This window comes from Mycobacterium neumannii (assembly GCF_002245615.1).
GTDB classification, from domain to species: Bacteria; Actinomycetota; Actinomycetes; order Mycobacteriales; family Mycobacteriaceae; genus Mycobacterium; species Mycobacterium neumannii_A.
Map to the genome: position 1 here is coordinate 35858 of NZ_NKCO01000012.1, position 15790 is coordinate 51647.

The 15790-nt window shown below is 68.3% G+C and carries 14 protein-coding genes and 1 pseudogene; 5 read left to right on the forward strand and 10 right to left on the reverse strand.

The window, feature by feature from the left end:
• Window positions 1-43 precede the first annotated feature (43 nt).
• Window positions 44-1624 (forward strand): FAD-binding oxidoreductase, encoded by a 1581-nt coding sequence (locus CEX88_RS15370; RefSeq protein WP_094294128.1) that lies wholly within the window; start codon window positions 44-46, stop codon window positions 1622-1624.
• Window positions 1621-2538, forward strand: a complete 918-nt coding sequence (locus CEX88_RS15375; RefSeq protein ID WP_094294129.1) for a diacylglycerol kinase — start codon at window positions 1621-1623, stop codon at window positions 2536-2538. The genes CEX88_RS15370 and CEX88_RS15375 overlap by 4 nt, the downstream gene beginning before the upstream one ends.
• Before the next feature lie 202 nt (window positions 2539-2740).
• On the opposite strand, the gene CEX88_RS15380 is transcribed toward CEX88_RS15375, so the two are convergent.
• From CEX88_RS15380 to CEX88_RS15395, 4 genes are all read right to left on the reverse strand, one after another.
• On the reverse strand, window positions 2741-3253 hold the full coding sequence (locus CEX88_RS15380; protein WP_066841821.1) for a DUF3145 domain-containing protein: 513 nt from the start codon (window positions 3251-3253) through the stop codon (window positions 2741-2743).
• A 110-nt stretch (window positions 3254-3363) separates the two neighbouring features.
• Window positions 3364-4188 carry a serine hydrolase domain-containing protein gene (locus CEX88_RS15385; protein ID WP_094294130.1) on the reverse strand — a complete coding sequence of 275 codons (825 nt, stop codon included), beginning with the start codon at window positions 4186-4188 and terminating at the stop codon, window positions 3364-3366.
• Between the two features lie 10 nt (window positions 4189-4198).
• The gene (locus CEX88_RS15390; protein WP_094294131.1) at window positions 4199-5275 is read right to left on the reverse strand and encodes a class I SAM-dependent methyltransferase; all 1077 of its coding nucleotides are present in this window, start codon (window positions 5273-5275) and stop codon (window positions 4199-4201) included.
• A gap of 71 nt (window positions 5276-5346) precedes the next feature.
• On the reverse strand, window positions 5347-6126 hold the full coding sequence (locus CEX88_RS15395) for a dioxygenase family protein (protein WP_094294132.1): 780 nt from the start codon (window positions 6124-6126) through the stop codon (window positions 5347-5349).
• Window positions 6127-6162: 36 nt separating this feature from the next.
• Between CEX88_RS15395 and CEX88_RS15400 the strand changes: the two genes are divergently transcribed.
• Together CEX88_RS15400 and CEX88_RS15405 are read left to right on the forward strand one after the other, a co-directional pair.
• Window positions 6163-7251, forward strand: coding sequence for an S-(hydroxymethyl)mycothiol dehydrogenase (locus tag CEX88_RS15400; RefSeq protein WP_066841741.1), 1089 nt, complete (start codon window positions 6163-6165; stop codon window positions 7249-7251).
• Window positions 7252-7279: 28 nt separating this feature from the next.
• Complete coding sequence (locus tag CEX88_RS15405) at window positions 7280-7909, forward strand: MBL fold metallo-hydrolase (RefSeq protein WP_064418369.1); 630 nt, start codon at window positions 7280-7282, stop codon at window positions 7907-7909.
• 117 nt (window positions 7910-8026) lie between these two features.
• Here CEX88_RS15405 and CEX88_RS15410 read toward each other — a convergent pair whose 3' ends face one another.
• The gene (locus CEX88_RS15410; RefSeq protein ID WP_094294208.1) at window positions 8027-8770 is read right to left on the reverse strand and encodes an SHOCT domain-containing protein; all 744 of its coding nucleotides are present in this window, start codon (window positions 8768-8770) and stop codon (window positions 8027-8029) included.
• Window positions 8771-8906: 136 nt separating this feature from the next.
• On the opposite strand from CEX88_RS15410, the gene CEX88_RS15415 reads away from it, so the two are divergent.
• Window positions 8907-9995, forward strand: a complete 1089-nt coding sequence (locus CEX88_RS15415; protein WP_094294133.1) for a class I SAM-dependent methyltransferase — start codon at window positions 8907-8909, stop codon at window positions 9993-9995.
• Window positions 9996-9999: 4 nt separating this feature from the next.
• Here CEX88_RS15415 and CEX88_RS15420 read toward each other — a convergent pair whose 3' ends face one another.
• From CEX88_RS15420 to CEX88_RS15440, 5 genes and pseudogenes are all read right to left on the reverse strand, one after another.
• Window positions 10000-10962, reverse strand: a complete 963-nt coding sequence (locus CEX88_RS15420) for a GlxA family transcriptional regulator (RefSeq protein ID WP_094294134.1) — start codon at window positions 10960-10962, stop codon at window positions 10000-10002.
• Window positions 10963-11032: 70 nt separating this feature from the next.
• The gene (locus CEX88_RS15425) at window positions 11033-12814 is read right to left on the reverse strand and encodes an Hsp70 family protein (protein ID WP_094294135.1); all 1782 of its coding nucleotides are present in this window, start codon (window positions 12812-12814) and stop codon (window positions 11033-11035) included.
• Window positions 12814-13842, reverse strand: a complete 1029-nt coding sequence (locus CEX88_RS15430) for a dihydrodipicolinate reductase (RefSeq protein WP_094294209.1) — start codon at window positions 13840-13842, stop codon at window positions 12814-12816. Before CEX88_RS15430 ends, CEX88_RS15425 begins: the two co-directional genes overlap by 1 nt.
• A gap of 134 nt (window positions 13843-13976) precedes the next feature.
• Window positions 13977-15112 (reverse strand): annotated as a pseudogene (locus tag CEX88_RS15435) (DUF4185 domain-containing protein).
• Window positions 15113-15658, reverse strand: coding sequence for a hypothetical protein (locus CEX88_RS15440; RefSeq protein ID WP_202931512.1), 546 nt, complete (start codon window positions 15656-15658; stop codon window positions 15113-15115).
• Between the last annotated feature and the right edge of the window lie 132 nt (window positions 15659-15790).

The window sequence follows — 15790 nt, forward strand, 5'->3', positions numbered from 1 at the left end:
CATGACGCGTCCGGATGCTCACTCGACCGCTCTCCTGCCCCCGATGAAGTGGAACGCCTGGGGTGACCCCGCCGAGGCGAAACCGTTGTCAGACGGCATCCGGACGCTGCTCGAACAGGCGCTCGGCGTAGAGACGTCGACCACCCAAGAACTCGAACCCGAACAGGTGCGACTGCGCCCGTCGGCGCTGACCGACGAGGACCGCGACGCACTCACCGGCATCGTCGGACGGGACTACTGCCGCGTCGACGATCAGGGCCGTCTGCTCCGTGCCGGCGGCAAGTCGACGCTGGACCTGCTGCGTCGCCGCGATCCCGGTGAGCAGGACGCGCCGGACTCGGTGGTGCTGCCGGGCACCGAAGAGGAGATTGCCGCGATCCTGCACCTGTGCGGAGAGCGTCGCATCGCCGTCGTCCCATTCGGCGGCGGCACCAGCGTCGTCGGCGGCCTGGATCCGATCCGCGGCGACTTCCGCGCGGCGATCTCCCTGGACCTGCGCCGATTCGACGAACTGCACTTCCTCGACGAGGTGTCCGGAGAAGCCGAACTCGGCGCAGGAGTGACCGGACCGGACGCCGAACGCCTGCTGGGCGCGCGCGGCTTCTCGCTCGGTCACTTCCCGCAGAGTTTCCAGTTCGCGACCATCGGCGGGTTCGCCGCGACGCGGTCGTCGGGCCAGGACTCGGCGGGCTACGGCCGGTTCAACGACATGGTGCGCGGTCTGCGCGCGGTTACACCGGTCGGCGTGTTGGACCTCGGCCGCGCACCGGAGTCGGCGGCCGGACCTGACCTGCGACAACTGCTGATCGGATCGGAGGGCGTGCTCGGGGTCATCACCCGCGTGCGGGTACGGGTGCATCCGGTCCCGACAGCCACCCGCTACGAGGCGTGGTCGTTCCCCGACTTCGCCACGGGTGCCGACGCGCTGCGCACCGTCGTGCAGACCGGGACAGGACCGACGGTGATCCGGCTGTCCGACGAGGCCGAGACCGGAGTGAACCTGGCGACCACCGACAGCATCGGCGAAAAGCAGATCACCGGAGGCTGCCTGGCGATCACGATGTTCGAGGGCACCGAAGCCCATGTCGCCAGCAGACATTCTGAGACGCGCGCGGTGCTCGAGGCCGCGGGCGGCACCTCGCTGGGTGAAGAACCCGCACGCGCATGGGAGCACGGCCGGTTCAACGCGCCGTATCTGCGTGACTCGCTGCTCTCAGCAGGCGCGCTGTGCGAGACGCTCGAAACGGCGACGAACTGGTCGAACGTGCCTGCGCTCAAGGCCGCCGTCACCGAGGCGCTGACGAACGCGCTGACCGAAACCGGCACGCCATCGCTGGTGCTGTGCCACATTTCGCATGTGTATCCCACCGGCGCGTCGCTGTACTTCACGGTCGTCGCCGGCCAACGCGGCAACCCGATCGAGCAGTGGCGCAAGGCGAAAGCCGCGGCGTCGGAGGCAATGATGCGCACCGGGGCCACCATCACCCACCACCACGCCGTCGGCGCCGACCACCGGCCGTGGATGCGGGACGAGGTCGGCGATCTCGGCGTCGCGATCCTGCGCGCGGTCAAGGACACGCTCGACCCGGTAGGAATCCTCAACCCGGGCAAGTTGATCCCATGACGATCGACGGTCGCGTCACGATGCTGACGAACCCCGCGTCGGGGCACGGCAGCGCACCACACGCGGCCGAACGCGCTGTCGCGCAATTCCATCGGCGCGGCATGGACGTCGTCGCGATCGCGGGCACCAGCGCCGAGCATGCACGCAAACTCGTCGAGGGCGCGCTTGAACGCGGGATGGACGCGCTCGTCGTCGTCGGTGGCGACGGCATCATTTCCCTTGCGCTGCAAGTTCTTGCGCAGACCGACATCCCGTTGGGCATCATCCCGGCGGGCACCGGCAACGACCACGCACGCGAATTCGACATTCCCACCCGCGATCCCGAAGCCGCCGCCGACGTCGTTGTCGACGGCCTGACCGGCGGGGTCGCCAGGTCCATCGACCTCGGACGGATCCGCGGGGCCGACGGCACCGACAAGTGGTTCGGCACCGTGATGGCCGCGGGTTTCGACTCGCTGGTGACCGACCGGACCAACCGGATGCGCTGGCCCCACGGCCGTATGCGATACAACCTCGCGATGATCGCCGAACTGTCGAAGCTGCGACTGCTGCCGTTTCGGATGTCGTTCGACGGCGAGGAGGTGACAACGGAGTTGACGCTCGCCGCATTCGGTAACACCCGCAGTTACGGCGGCGGCATGCGGATCTGCCCCGGCGCCGACCCGACCGACGGCCTGCTCGACGTCACGATGGTGGCCTCGGCGTCGCGCAGCCGGCTGATCCGGTTGTTCCCCACCGTGTTCAAGGGCACCCACGTCGACCTCGACGAGGTCAGCACCGCACGGGCCAAGACGATCACTGTGGACTCCCCCGGCATCAACGCCTACGCCGACGGCGAGTACATGTGCCCGTTACCGGTCGAGGTGTCGGCGGTGCCCAGCGCGCTCAAGATCCTGACGCCGCGCCGAAAGTGAAAACTACGACGGAAAACCGGCGAAAAGCGTCGCCGGATGCACAATCGGCGTCGTCGGCTACCCGACTCCCTGCCTGATGTCGTCGGCTACCCGACTCCCTGCCTGATGTCGTCGGCTACCCGACTCCCTGCCTGATGTCGTCGGCTACCCGACTCCCTGCCTGATGTCGTCGGCTACCCGACTCCCTGCCTGATGTCGTCGGCTACCCGACTCCGCGGCTGAGCCAACTGACCTCCGCGCCCGCACCACCGTCGCGGTACGGCTCCAGGGCCTCGTCCCATGCCGTGCCCAGCACGGAGTCCAGTTCGGCGGCCAGCGTGTCGGCGCCGGCGGCCATCATCGCCCGCAGCCGCATCTCGCCGACGATCACATCGCCGTTGGCGCTCATCGACCCGCTCCACAGTCCGAGCTGCGGCGTGTGGCACCAGCGATGGCCGTCGACCCCGGGGCTGGGGTCCTCGGTCACCTCGAAGCGCAGCACCGACCACGAGCGCAGCGCACTGGCCAACGCGCCACCCGTCCCGACCGGGCCGACCCAGTTGGTGACGGCACGCAACTGTCCCGGCATAGCCGGTTGCGGGGTCCACTTGAGGTTCGCCCTCGACTGAAGGGTCGACGACAACGCCCACTCGACATGCGGGCACACCGCAGCGGGTGACGCGTGGATGTAGACCACGCCCGTCGTCGCTTCGGCGAACTGGTTCGACGCACGCATTTGCCACTCCTTCGGCTCCACGAGGGACGTCTTCCCCAAGCGGCCTCTGAAACCGAAAAATTACAGCTGTGTCGTGCGTGTCTATTGTGCCTTGTGAGGCGCCTGTTGCGCTAGTCTGCGGCAAATTCTCTCAGGACTTCGTCAGACAAGGCCCGCCACAGCTTGTACGCCCACTCGCCGAAATTGCGGTCGGTGAGCACGACGAGCGCCAGATCGGCGTCCGGATCGACCCACAAAAACGTCCCTGACTGGCCAAAATGCCCGAACGTGCGCTCGGAGTTCGCCTCGCCCGTCCAATGCGGCGACTTGCCGCCGCGGATCTCGAAGCCCAGCCCCCAGTCGTTGGGCCGCTGCACACCGAACCCCGGCAGCACCCCATCCAGGCCAGGAAACTGCACCGAGATCGCCTCGCCATGCAGTGGCGCGGAGACCGTCGCCGGCCGCAGCAAGTCCGCGGCGAAGGCCGCCAGATCGGCGACCGTCGACGTCGCGCCGTACCCCGCGGCTGCCGCACCGCCGTCGAGCACGCTGTCGGTCATGCCCAGCGGTTCGAACACCGCCTCGGTCAGATACCGGTCGAACGCGATGCCCGTCGCCTTCTCGAGCGTCTCGGCGAGCACCCCGAACCCGTAGTTCGAGTAGACGCGCCGCGTCCCCGGCTCGGCCATCGTCTCCGACGAGCGCATCGAGTGACCCGACGCGTGCGCCAACAGGTGACGCACGGTCGCCCCAGGCGGGCCCGCCTCGGTGTCGAGTTCGACGGCGCCCTCCTCGACACCGACCTGCACCGCTCGTGCGGCCAGCGACTTGGTCACCGACGCCAACTCGAATCGCTGCCGCTGCTCGCCGTGCTCGGCCACCACCCCGGAAGGTCCGACCACGGCGGCCGCGGCGTTGGGCACCGGCCAGTCGTCCATAAGATCCAGCGCGCTCATCGCGCCGAGCCTACTTGCGCGCGACGTAGTAGTTGTTGATCGGATCGGTCTCGATCTCGCGCACCTGGACATCGCTGAAGCCCGCGTCGGCGAGCATCGACGCGGCGAGTTGATGGCCCCAGCAGGTACCCAACCCCGCGCCGTCGAGGCCGAGCGACACCGTCATGCAGTGCATCGTTGAGACCGTGTAGAGATACGTGGACAGCGGAACGCCGACGTTGTCCTCCAGCCGGCTCGAGGCCTTGACGTCGACCATGAGCAGGCAGCCGCCCGGGCGCAGTGCACGATAGATGTTCGCCAGCACGGCCGCCGGTGCGGCTTGGTCATGAATGGCATCGAAAACCGTTATCACATCGTAACTTTCGGACATATCGAGCGCCGCGACGTCTGCTGCGACGAAGTTGGCGTTGGCCAGGCCCAGCCGGGCGGCCTCGGCGCGCCCCACGCCGAGACCCTCGTCGCTGAAGTCGATTCCGGTGAACCGGCTGGCCGGGAACGCCTGGGCCATCACGTTGATCGCGTGCCCGCTGCCGCAACCGATGTCGGCGACATCGGCCCCGTCGCGCAACAGCTGCGGCAATCCCTCTGCCAACGGCAGGATGACGTCGACGAGCGCGGCGTCGAACACCTCTCCGCTCTGCTCGGCCATCACCGTGTGGAACCGCGGGTACTCGCTGTAGGACAACCCTCCGCCGGAGCGGAAGCAGCCGATGATCTTCTGCTCGACCTCGCCGAGCAGCGAGATGAACTGCGCCAACCGCGCGACGTTGTCCGGGCCGGCGGCCCGGGTGAGCACTGCGCCCCGGTGCTGCGGCAGCCAGTAGGCGCCCGTCGCGGGGTCATAGTCGACCACCCCCGCCGTGACCACACCGCCCAGCCACTCCCGCACATAGCGTTCGTTGAGTCCCGCGGCCGCGGCCAGCTGAGCGCTGGTGGCCGGGGCCGAACCGGCCATGGTGTCCCACAACCCGGTCTGGTGGCCGATCGACAACAGCAGGACGAGGCTGGCGTTGTCGATCGCGGACACCATCCGCGCGGCGAAATCCTCGGTCGTGTCCGCGGCTGGGCTGTGGTCGATATCGGTCATAGCGGTTTCCCTCCGGCGTGTTGAACTGATGTCCATTGCACAACGGAGTCCCGCGCCGGGCGGTTCAACGGCTAAATCAATTCGATCGATCTCTTGGCCAACCCCATCCAGTAGCCGTCGATCACCTGCCGTGCCGGCTGCGAGGGATCGCCGGCGGCGCCGAGCGCGACGAACAGCGGCGCCCAGTGCTCGATGGTGGGATGCGCGTACGGCATGCCCGGCGCCCGGTGCCGGAAGTCGATCAAGGCGTCGACGTCGCCTGCGGCGAACCTCTCGACCGCCCACATGTCGAACTCCACCGACCAGTCCGGCGGCGTCGCGTTCGGCGTCCAATCGTCGAGGAATGGCAGCCCGTGGGTGGTGAACCCGGAACCGATAATCAGCACACCCTCGTCGCGCAGCGGGCGCAACCGCTCGCCGAGACGCAGCAGCGCGCGGGGGTCCAGGGTCGGCATCGAGATCTGCAGCACCGGGATGTCGGCGTCGGGGTACATCACCGTCAGCGGGACGTAGGCGCCGTGGTCGAGCCGGCGGTCGGGGTGATGGCGCACCGGGCCGTCGCCTGTTAGCAGAGACTCGACCCGCGCGGCGAGGTCGACGGCGCCGGGGGCGTCGTAGGTCGTCCGGTAGTAGCGCTGTGGAAAGCCCCAGAAATCGTAGGTCAGTGGCGTCTCGGTCGACGTGGAGCCGATCGTCAAGGGTGCGGATTCCCAGTGCGCCGACACGACGAGGATGGCCGCCGGACGCGGCAATTCACCCGCCCACGCCGCCAGCTGACGCACCCACAGCTCGTCATCGACGAGCGGGGGCGCACCGTGGGAGAGGAACAGCGCGGGAAGCGAATCAGCCATATGCCCAGTGTTGCCCGCAGCCGATAGGTTGTACTCATGAGTCAAACGGTGCGCGGAGTGATCTCACGAAAGAAGGACGAACCAGTCGAGGTCGTGGACATCGTGATTCCCGACCCGGGTCCGGGTGAGGTGGTGGTCGACGTCACCGCGTGCGGGGTCTGCCACACCGACCTGACGTATCGGGAGGGCGGCATCAACGACGAATTCCCGTTCCTGCTGGGCCACGAGGCCGCCGGCACCGTCGAATCCGTCGGCGAAGGCGTCACCAACGTCGAACCCGGTGACTTCGTGATCCTGAACTGGCGCGCGGTGTGCGGCCAGTGCCGGGCCTGCAAGCGCGGCCGCCCGCACCTGTGCTTCGACACCCACAACGCCGCGCAGAAGATGACGCTGACCGACGGCACCGAGTTGACCCCGGCGCTGGGCATCGGCGCATTCGCGGACAAGACCCTCGTGCACGAGGGGCAGTGCACCAAGGTCGATCCGGCCGCCGACCCCGCCGCGGCCGGCCTGCTCGGCTGCGGCGTGATGGCCGGCCTGGGCGCCGCGGTCAACACCGGCGCGGTCAGCCGCGACGACACCGTGGCGGTGATCGGCTGCGGCGGGGTCGGCGACGCCGCCATCGCCGGGGCCGCCCTGGTCGGCGCCAAGCGCATCATCGCCGTCGACACCGACAACAAGAAGCTCGAGTGGGCACGCGACTTCGGCGCCACCCACACCATCAACGCCCGCGAACTGGACCCCGTGGAGACCATCGCCGACCTCACCGACGGCTTTGGCGCCGACGTGGTGATCGACGCGGTCGGGCGACCGGAGACCTGGAAGCAGGCGTTCTACGCGCGCGACCTGGCGGGAACCGTTGTCCTGGTCGGGGTTCCGACCCCGGACATGACGCTGGAGATGCCGCTGATCGACTTCTTCTCGCGCGGGGGCGCACTGAAGTCCTCGTGGTACGGCGACTGCCTGCCCGAACGCGACTTCCCCACCCTGATCAGCCTGTACCTGCAGGGGCGGCTACCGCTGGACAAGTTCGTCACCGAACGCATCGGCATCGACGACGTCGAAGAGGCCTTCCACAAGATGCACGGCGGCTCCGAGGTGCTGCGCTCGGTGGTGATCTTGTGAGGAATGCTCGCGCGAAGAACGGAGAATCATGAACGGCGGACCGATCGGCCGGGTGGTCACCCACGGCACCTTCGAACTCGACGGCGGCAGTTGGGAAGTCGACAACAACATCTGGATCGTCGGCGACGACTCCGAGGTGGTGGTGTTCGACGCGGCCCATGACGCGGGACCGATCGTCAACGCGGTCGGCGGTCGGCATGTGGTCGCAGTCGTGTGCACTCACGGGCACAACGACCATGTGACGGTGGCGCCCGAACTGGGTCAGGCGCTCGACGCTCCGGTGCTGATGCACCCGGCCGACGACATGCTGTGGCGAATGACGCACCCGGACAGCGACTTCCGCACCGTCGCCGACGGCGACACCCTGCGGGTCGCCGGGACCGAGCTTCGCGCCTTGCACACGCCCGGCCACTCGCCGGGTTCGGTGTGCTGGCACGCGCCCGAGTTGAACGCGGTGTTCTCCGGCGACACCCTCTTCCAGGGCGGGCCTGGGGCGACAGGGCGGTCGTTCTCTGACTTTCCCACCATCCTCGAGTCGATCTCCGGCCGGCTGGGGAAGCTGCCCGACCACACGGTCGTCTACACCGGGCACGGCGACTCCACGACCATCGGCGACGAACTCGTCAACTACGACGAGTGGGTGGCCCGCGGCAGCTGAGCTGCCAATCAGACTCGAGCAGTTGAACTGCCAATCAGGCTCGAGCAGCTGAGCTGCCAATCAGGCTCGAGCAGTTGAGCTGCCAGTCGGTTCGAGCAGCTGAGCTGTTGGCTGCGGCTAGTCCCCCAGGATGCGTCGTTTCTCCGCCTCGAACTCGGCCTCGGTCAGCGCACCCGAATCCCGAAGAGCGGCCAACTGCTTGAGCTGTTCGAGGCGTGCGCCCCGGTCGTCGGGTTGATACGCCGACGCGGGCGTCGAGACCGCCCGAAGCGTCGGCGGTGCTTCGGCGTTGATGATCTCGTGCGGCGCCAGCGGGCGCGCCGCCTTGGCCGCGCGGCCCGACCAGATCAGGGCGCCGATGAGCGCGATTACCCCCAGTGCGGCCAACCCACCGCACAGCCACGCCAGCCAGCCGTACGAACTGCCGTGGCCGAAGGACAGGCGGGGGTTGATGTATCCGTTCACGCTGCCGTCGTTCGAGACTCGATAGGTGCCGGGCTCGGCGACCTGGACCACCCAGATCCGCACGTGGGTGTCGCTGTTCACGGTGGTTGTCCCGCCGATACTTTCGGTCACCTCGGGATCCGCCGCACCCTCGGGCGCATCGATGTTGATGCTGAGCGCGGGGATCGGGAAGCCACTGGCGGGTTGTCCGGTGGTCACGGTGTGGAAGCTGACGGTTACCTCGCCCGCGGGCAACTCGATGTTTCCGGATCCCGGAATCGGCACCTCGCCGTATGCGTCGAAATCGTCGAGGACGAACGTGTTGAGCACCAAGGTGACGATGAAACCGACGACGGCGGTCACGAGGGTCAACACGGACACGACGACGGCGACGCGCGGCCCGACCCTTCCGCTCATGGGCAGAGTTTGGCACGGCAGGCTGCGCGCGGCGCGGTGTTGCACTGGATACGTCGACCTCCGTCGGCGGCGACGGCCCACGGGGACTACGGTCGGATGGGACCGAACCTGTTGTCCGCACGTCACGGAGGTCGCGATGCCCGAGTCCAGCATCGTCGTGCGGCCCGAGCCGATGGAGAGCGGGTCGTACACCGCCGGTTCGCGTCTGCAGGCCGCGGGCCTGCAGGGAGCCATCAAGCTCTTCGAGGAAGCGGCCGCGGCCGTTCCGATCCCGAGGCCTCCGCAGCCGTTCGTCATCGCCGACTACGGCGCGTCGACCGGCCACAACTCGCTTCTGCCCATCTGTGCGGCAATCGCGGTGGTGCGCAAGCGGACCCGCACTGATCACCCCACCTTGGTCGTGCACACCGACGTACCGGATAACGACTTCACCGCGCTGTTCCGCACCCTGGCCGAGGATCCGGACACATATCTGAGCAAGGACTCGGCGGCCTTCGCCTCCGCGATCGGGCGGTCGTTCTACTCGCAGATCATGCCGTCGAGCAGCGTGATCCTCGGCTGGAGTTCGTGGGCCATCCATTGGCTCAGCCGCGTCCCCGCGCCGATTCCCGACCATGTCCATGCGGCCTACAGTCGCGACGAGACCGTGCGCGCGGCGTACGCCAGGCAGGCCGCCACCGACTGGCACGAGTTCATCGCGTTCCGCGGTCGGGAGCTGCGCCGCGGTGGTCGTCTCGTCGTGATGACGACGGCGGTCGACGACAACGGTGAGGTGGGGTACCGCAAGGTGCTCGGCGCGCTGGTCGATGCGATCGACGAGTTGGCCGCCGACGGCTTGCTGACGGCCGACGAGGTGCACCGGATGGGTATCCCGATCGTCGGCCGACGGGAACAGGATTTCCTGGCGCCGTTCGCCCCGAAGGGCCGCTTCGAACAACTCGAGATCGAACATCTCGAGATCTTCGACGCCGGGGACCGCTTCTGGCAGCAGTACCAAGTCGACGGCAACGCAACGACTTTCGGGGCGCAATGGGCGTCGTTCGCCAGGGCGGCGGTGTTCCCGATGCTGGCGACCGCACTCGAGGGCGGCGCCGCCGATCCGCGGACGGCCCAGTTCTTCGATCGCCTGGAGGCAGGCCTGGCCGCCCGGCTCGCCGCGGCCCCCGAGAAGAGTCAGATCCCGATGGCACACCTGGTATTGACCAAGAAGCCGAGGAACCCCTGAGCCGTCAGCCGGCGATGCGATCGCGAAACGTGTTGCGGTAGCTCTGCGGCGACACACCGGTCAGTCGCCGGAACTGCTCGCGGAAGTTCGCCGCGGACGTGAAGCCCACCTCGCGGCCGATGCGTTCGACACCGTGGTCGGTGCTCTCCAACAACTGCTGCGCATGGCGGATGCGCACGCCCGTCAGCCACTGCATTGGCGTCTGCCCCGTCTCGGCCTGGAAGCGACGGTTGAGGGTTCGCACACTGAGCGCCGCTTGCGCGGCCAGGTCGTGCAGTGTGAGGTCGCGGTGCGCGTTGTGTTCGAGCCATGCCAGCAGGTCGTCGAGCGTGGTCTGCTCGGCAATGCTGTTGACCGCCGGGCGGTTTCGCACGATGAACTGGGCCTGGCCTCCGCTGCGGTGCAATGGCGCGACCGCCATGCGGGCGGCATCGGCGGCCATCGCGCTGCCGTGATCGAGCGCCACCATGTGCAGACACAGGTCGAGCCCGGCCGACGCGCCGGCCGACGACAAGATGTCGCCCTCGTCGACGTAGAGGACGTCGGGATCGAGGTGCACATCGGGATACCGCGCACGGAACAGGTCGGCGGCCACCCAATGGGTGGTGGCCCGCCTACCGTCGAGCAGTCCCGCCTCCGCGAGCGTGAACGCGCCCGTGCAGATGGACGCGATCCGCGCTCCCCTGCGGTGGGCCGATCGCAGCGCGTCGACGAGCTCATCGGGCGGCGGGGTGTCCAGGTCGTCGCAGCCGGGCACCACGATGGTGTCGGCGCGCCGCAGATCTGCGATTCCGCGGTCGCTCGCGATGGCGAGTGGACCTGCGGTCACCACCGGAGCCGTCGCACACACCATGACCCGGTATCCCGGCTCCCCTGAGGGCAGTCGAACGCGGTCGAACACCTCGACCGCCGTCGCCAGGTCGAACGCGATCGTGTTCGGCAGCGCGACAACCGCGACCGTATGCATGCCGGCACCCTACCAATAGGTGGCAATAATTGGCAGTACCGCCGAAATCTTGCCAGCCGTCCGAACTACCCTACGGTCCCGGCTGACCGGGTAGTTGCGGAGCGGGCACCCACGGAAGACCTGGGATGGTCGGATACGGCGCCGTCGGGCTCCACGGCGGTGGCTGGGTGGTCGGCGGCGGCTCGGTCGTCGGCGGCGGCTCCGTCGTCGGCGGCGGGGGCTCCGGCGACGGCGGAGGTGGAGGTGGCGGTTCGGGCGACGGGGGCGGTTCGGTGACCGTCCGCGTCACCGGCGGAGGCGGCCGGTAGACGGTCTGCGGCGCCTCGGTGGCCGGCGATGGTGGCGGCGGCTCGGCGGTGGTCGGTGTCGTGGGCCGCGGGGTGACCGTCATCGGCGGTGGGGTGGTCGACGCGGGATCGGGTGCGGACTCGTCGCCGGACATCACCCACAGCACCGCGGCCACCAGCGCCGCCAGCACCACGAGGACACCGCCTGCCAGCGGGACCGCCGGATTGCGGTACCACGGCACCGGTCGGGGCGGCAGGTCGTCCCAGGACTCGTCGTCTCCGAACTGCATCTGCGGCCGCACCTCGCCGGCTCCCGCGGGCGGTCCGTAGTCGTAGGGGTCCGTTGCCATACCCTCGGGGACGTCAGGCAACTCCTCGGCGTCCGACCAGGCCAACGCCCCGAAAGAACCCGACTCTGGTGCCCCCTCGTCGCCCGGGGAGCCGACCTCGGGGGCCATCGCCGTCGCCGCTGCGGCTGCAGCCGCAGCCGCAGCACCGGGGGCCGCGGACATCGCGGTCATCCCCTCTTCCACGGTGCCCCGCACGGCGGCCAATCCGGCGCCTACGGCCGCGGCCAATTCGGGATGGGCCGAGGTGATGACCGGCGCCCGGAACCGCTCCGAGAGCGTGGTGGTGACGATCGGGATCCGCGCCCCGCCGCCGACCGACGCGACGGCCGCAAGTTCACGAATTCCGTTGCGCTCCAGGGTCTCCTGCAGGGTGTTCGCGAAGCCCGCGAGGGGTCCGCTCAGCACTTCGTCGAGTTCGGTGCGGGTCAGCCGCACATCGCTGCGGTGCCCGGGCAATTCGGCCACCAGCGAGGTGAACGTCGCCGTGGACAGCCGCTCCTTGGCGCCGCGGCACTGCGCTCGCAACCGAGACAAAGAGCCGATCGCCGACGTGCTGGACAGATCGACGGCCCCGGCCGCCGACAAATCCTCGAGGACGTGGGTCAGCAGCGCCTGGTCGACCAGGTCACCGGACAGGTCGTGGTGGCGGACGGTCTCGCCGATCTGCGCGTAACCGTTACCGGCATCGAACAGGCTGACGCTCGTTCCGGTCCCGCCGAAGTCGCAGAGCGCGATGACGCCGCGGCTGGGCACCCCCGGTTCGTCCTGCAGCGAGGTCAGCGCCGCCACCCCGTCGGAGACCACGGGCGCCTTCCGGGGCCGCGAAAACTCGGGAACGGCGGCCAGCGCGCCGCGCAGCGCGTCGACGGATGCGGGCCGCCAGTGCGCCGGGTGCGTCACCGCGATGTTGCCGCCCGGGCTTCGGCCGCCCCCGACCGCGTGAAGCATCGCCCGCAGGGCGTCGGCGAGCACGACTTCGGCCTTGTGAGTCGAACCGTCGACGGCAACGATGCCGACATGGTCGCCGACCCGGTCGACGAAATCGGTCAGGATCAGGCCGCGTTCGTCGAGGTTGGGGTTTTCGCTGGGCACGCCGACCTCGGGCGGCCGATGCGGGAACCGCGTCAACACCGGCGACCGGGTCAGGGCCGATCTGCCCACGACGACGGCCGCCAGGTTGGTCGCGCCAACCGACAGCCCTATCCCATCGGCCATCAGCGGATGGTGCCTGCGCCCGGAATCAAAGGCAAATCCAACGCCGTCACCCAGCCCGGCGAGAGGTCGTTGACCGCGGGCACCGCGTTGAGCGCGCGCAGGCCGGTCGCCAGGCAGCCGGCCGCGGCGGCGTCGCGCCCGGAACCGTCGGTGAACCGGAACGCGGTCTCCTGGAAAATGCTGGGTGTGCCCTCGATGTCGACGCGGTAGACGTCGTTCTCGTTGCCCGACGGCCAGTCGGGCGCCGCGTCGTTACCGATCCGGTTGACGTGTTCGAGCTGGATGCGGGTCTCGCCCTGGTACACCCCGTTGATCGTGAACCGCACGGCCGCGACGTTACCCGGGGCGATGATGCCCTTGGCGGTCTTGCGTTCGGTCGGCGTCACCCACTTGTCCCATGTGGTGGTGATCTCGTCGAGCATGATGCCTGCGGCATGCGCAATCATCGGAACCGTTGCGCCCCAGGCGAATATCAGGATGTCGGGATTCTCGAGAAGCGGACGGTACTCGGGTGGCTTGCCGATGCCCATCTCGCGGTCGTAGTCGCCTTCGTAGTTGGTGTAGTCGAGCAGTTCGGAGGCACGAACCTTGCGCACCTCCGAACACAGGCCCATCAGCGTCATCGGAAACAGATCGTTGGCGAACCCGGGGTCGATGCCGGTGGTCAGGCACGACGATTCACCGAGTTCGCAGGCTTCGGTGATGGGTTCGATCCAGTTCGGCGGGTTGAGATGCATGGTCGGCCAGATCCAGGGCGTCATGGCGGTGGAACAGACGTCGATGCCGGCCCGCAGGAAGCGGGTGATCAGTGCGATGTTGTCGTCGGCGTGATTGGCTGTCGGCCCGTAATGCACCAGCGCGTCGGGTTTCAGCGCGATCAGCGCATCGACGTCGTCGGTCGCGGCCAGTCCCAACTCCGTGTCCAGCCCGCAGATCTCACCGACGTCGCGGCCGACCTTGTCAGGGTCGTTCACACCGACGCCGACCAGCTCGAACAGGGGGTGTTCGACGATCTCGGGGATCACCATCTTCCCCACGAATCCGGTGCCCCAGACCACTACACGTTTGGCGCCAGAATCCCCAGATCTCCCAGCCACTACTCGCCTTCCCTTCGACCCCGCTCTAACACCATAGGGGCGTCACGACCCCGACGGATCGGACGCTACAAATTGATCGGATCGGGCGGCGGCACCGTCTTGGTGCTGTCCTTGAGCGCGGTCTTGAACTGCATCGCTCGATACGGCCAGCCGGACGTCGTATTCCACTGCGAGACAATCAGTCCGATACCACCGTCGATGTCGAAACGCGACCCCGGCAACAGGTAGCCGCCGTAGAGCTGGGCGACCCGGCTGCCGACATGGTCTTCGTCCTCCCACGCCGATCCGAGGATGGGGGTCTGAACCGGCGTGGTGTGCATGTTGGCGACAGGTGAGGCCACCACCCGGTAGCCGAGCGCGTACTCCGACGCGAGAAAGCCGCCGAGCACCCACTTTCCCGGCCCGATGCGACGCAACGCGAGCTCGCCCCATCGCTCACCGGCGGGCGTGATCGGCGTCGCCGATCTCGTCCCCCACGACCATCGCGTCCCGTCGTAATACCAACTGAGATAACGGGTCCTGTCGCCGATATGCTCCGGACGCACCCGCATCAGCACGATGCCCTTGTCGCGCTGGAAGCCGGTCGCGGCCACGTACACCCAGCCGTCGTCGGGGTCGTAATCCCAAGCCCAGCACTGTGCATGACCGTCGTGCAGGTCGGCGGGAAACTTGGCCTTGTCCCCCAGATGTGCCCAGCTCACCCCGTTGTCGTGCGAGTGCCAGATCTCGGTCCAGACGACGTTGCCGAAGCCGCGGTTGACGATCGCGTGCAGATACATCGACCCGTCGACGGTCAGCAGGTCCGACGGGATCACCGTGCTGATACCGCCGCGACGCCAGCCGGTGCCCGCGTCGTCGTGCTCGTAGTGCCACAGTTGGCGCGCGTAGTCGGGATCGCTGCCGCCGGCGCGTTCGTAGACGATCGGGTGGTCGGCGTCGCCCGTGCGATCAGGACGACCGGAGATCGCCAGTCCCCCTCGCCGACCCGCAGACCCGAGAAGGTGTCGCCGAACACCGACACCAGCTTTCCGTTCGGCGCGACCGCCGACGCGCCGAGGTCGGTGCACGTGACACCCCATCGATCGGTCAGGCCGGGACCGGTCAGATCGAGGGCCTTGCCGTTGAGGAGTGGCAGACGGGCCCGCCCGGCGGGGTCCAGCCCGCGCCCGGCCGCTCCTCCGATCGACGGGTCGTCAGGCACCTAGAAGCAGCGGCGCAGACCGCCGGGCTCGCAGATGAGTGGATACGGCGTGACGGGAATCGCCAGCGGTTTCTTGAACGTCATCGTCAGCGGCAATTCGACCATCCCGGGCTGTTCCCCGCACACCGCACCGTGAATGATCCTGGCGCGCCCGGTGAGCGTAGCCCCGTTGAAGGAGTAGATCTCCTTCTGCAGCGCAGTGCTTCCGTCGGGGCAGTTGCGGATCGAGTCGAAGGTGTTGGCCTGGAACGTCCACTCGCCGCCGACCATGTTGGCTTCGGCGCCTCCGCGACCCGCCGGTGTGACCTTGAGCCGGCACCCGACGGGAAGGATCAGCGGCTCGCGCAGATCGCCCACCGTCGGTACGCAGATCGGGTAGATCTCCCAGGTGGTCTCGGCCTGTCCGGCGATCTTGACCGTGTAGACCCCTTCGGGGGTGTCGGGGGATTTCACATCACCCTGGGCGGCCGCGATCCCTACGGCACCGAACATCAGCCCGAGCGCACACGCCGCGACGCCCAACGCCCGTGCGATCGTCTTGGTCACGTCGTGCCCCTCCAGCCGTCTACGGTTGATGTCGAGTATCTCAGTGTGCACGCAGCGTCGTCACGGCTTTCCCCGGCTCCGGGTTTCGCTGCTCCCCGGCGAGGGGTAGAAACGATGCACACAACCGGCGGG

Excerpts from the sequence above, each read along its gene's own strand:
- CEX88_RS15370 (WP_094294128.1), top strand. The coding sequence starts at position 44 with ATGAAGTGGAACGCCTGGGGTGACCCCGCCGAGGCGAAACCGTTGTCA.
- CEX88_RS15375 (WP_094294129.1), top strand. The coding sequence starts at position 1,621 with ATGACGATCGACGGTCGCGTCACGATGCTGACGAACCCCGCGTCGGGG.
- CEX88_RS15380 (WP_066841821.1), bottom strand. The coding sequence starts at position 3,253 with ATGCGTGCGTCGAACCAGTTCGCCGAAGCGACGACGGGCGTGGTCTAC.
- CEX88_RS15385 (WP_094294130.1), bottom strand. The coding sequence starts at position 4,188 with ATGAGCGCGCTGGATCTTATGGACGACTGGCCGGTGCCCAACGCCGCG.
- CEX88_RS15390 (WP_094294131.1), bottom strand. The coding sequence starts at position 5,275 with ATGACCGATATCGACCACAGCCCAGCCGCGGACACGACCGAGGATTTC.
- CEX88_RS15395 (WP_094294132.1), bottom strand. The coding sequence starts at position 6,126 with ATGGCTGATTCGCTTCCCGCGCTGTTCCTCTCCCACGGTGCGCCCCCG.
- CEX88_RS15400 (WP_066841741.1), top strand. The coding sequence starts at position 6,163 with ATGAGTCAAACGGTGCGCGGAGTGATCTCACGAAAGAAGGACGAACCA.
- CEX88_RS15405 (WP_064418369.1), top strand. The coding sequence starts at position 7,280 with ATGAACGGCGGACCGATCGGCCGGGTGGTCACCCACGGCACCTTCGAA.
- CEX88_RS15410 (WP_094294208.1), bottom strand. The coding sequence starts at position 8,770 with ATGAGCGGAAGGGTCGGGCCGCGCGTCGCCGTCGTCGTGTCCGTGTTG.
- CEX88_RS15415 (WP_094294133.1), top strand. The coding sequence starts at position 8,907 with ATGCCCGAGTCCAGCATCGTCGTGCGGCCCGAGCCGATGGAGAGCGGG.
- CEX88_RS15420 (WP_094294134.1), bottom strand. The coding sequence starts at position 10,962 with ATGCATACGGTCGCGGTTGTCGCGCTGCCGAACACGATCGCGTTCGAC.
- CEX88_RS15425 (WP_094294135.1), bottom strand. The coding sequence starts at position 12,814 with ATGGCCGATGGGATAGGGCTGTCGGTTGGCGCGACCAACCTGGCGGCC.
- CEX88_RS15430 (WP_094294209.1), bottom strand. The coding sequence starts at position 13,842 with ATGGTGATCCCCGAGATCGTCGAACACCCCCTGTTCGAGCTGGTCGGC.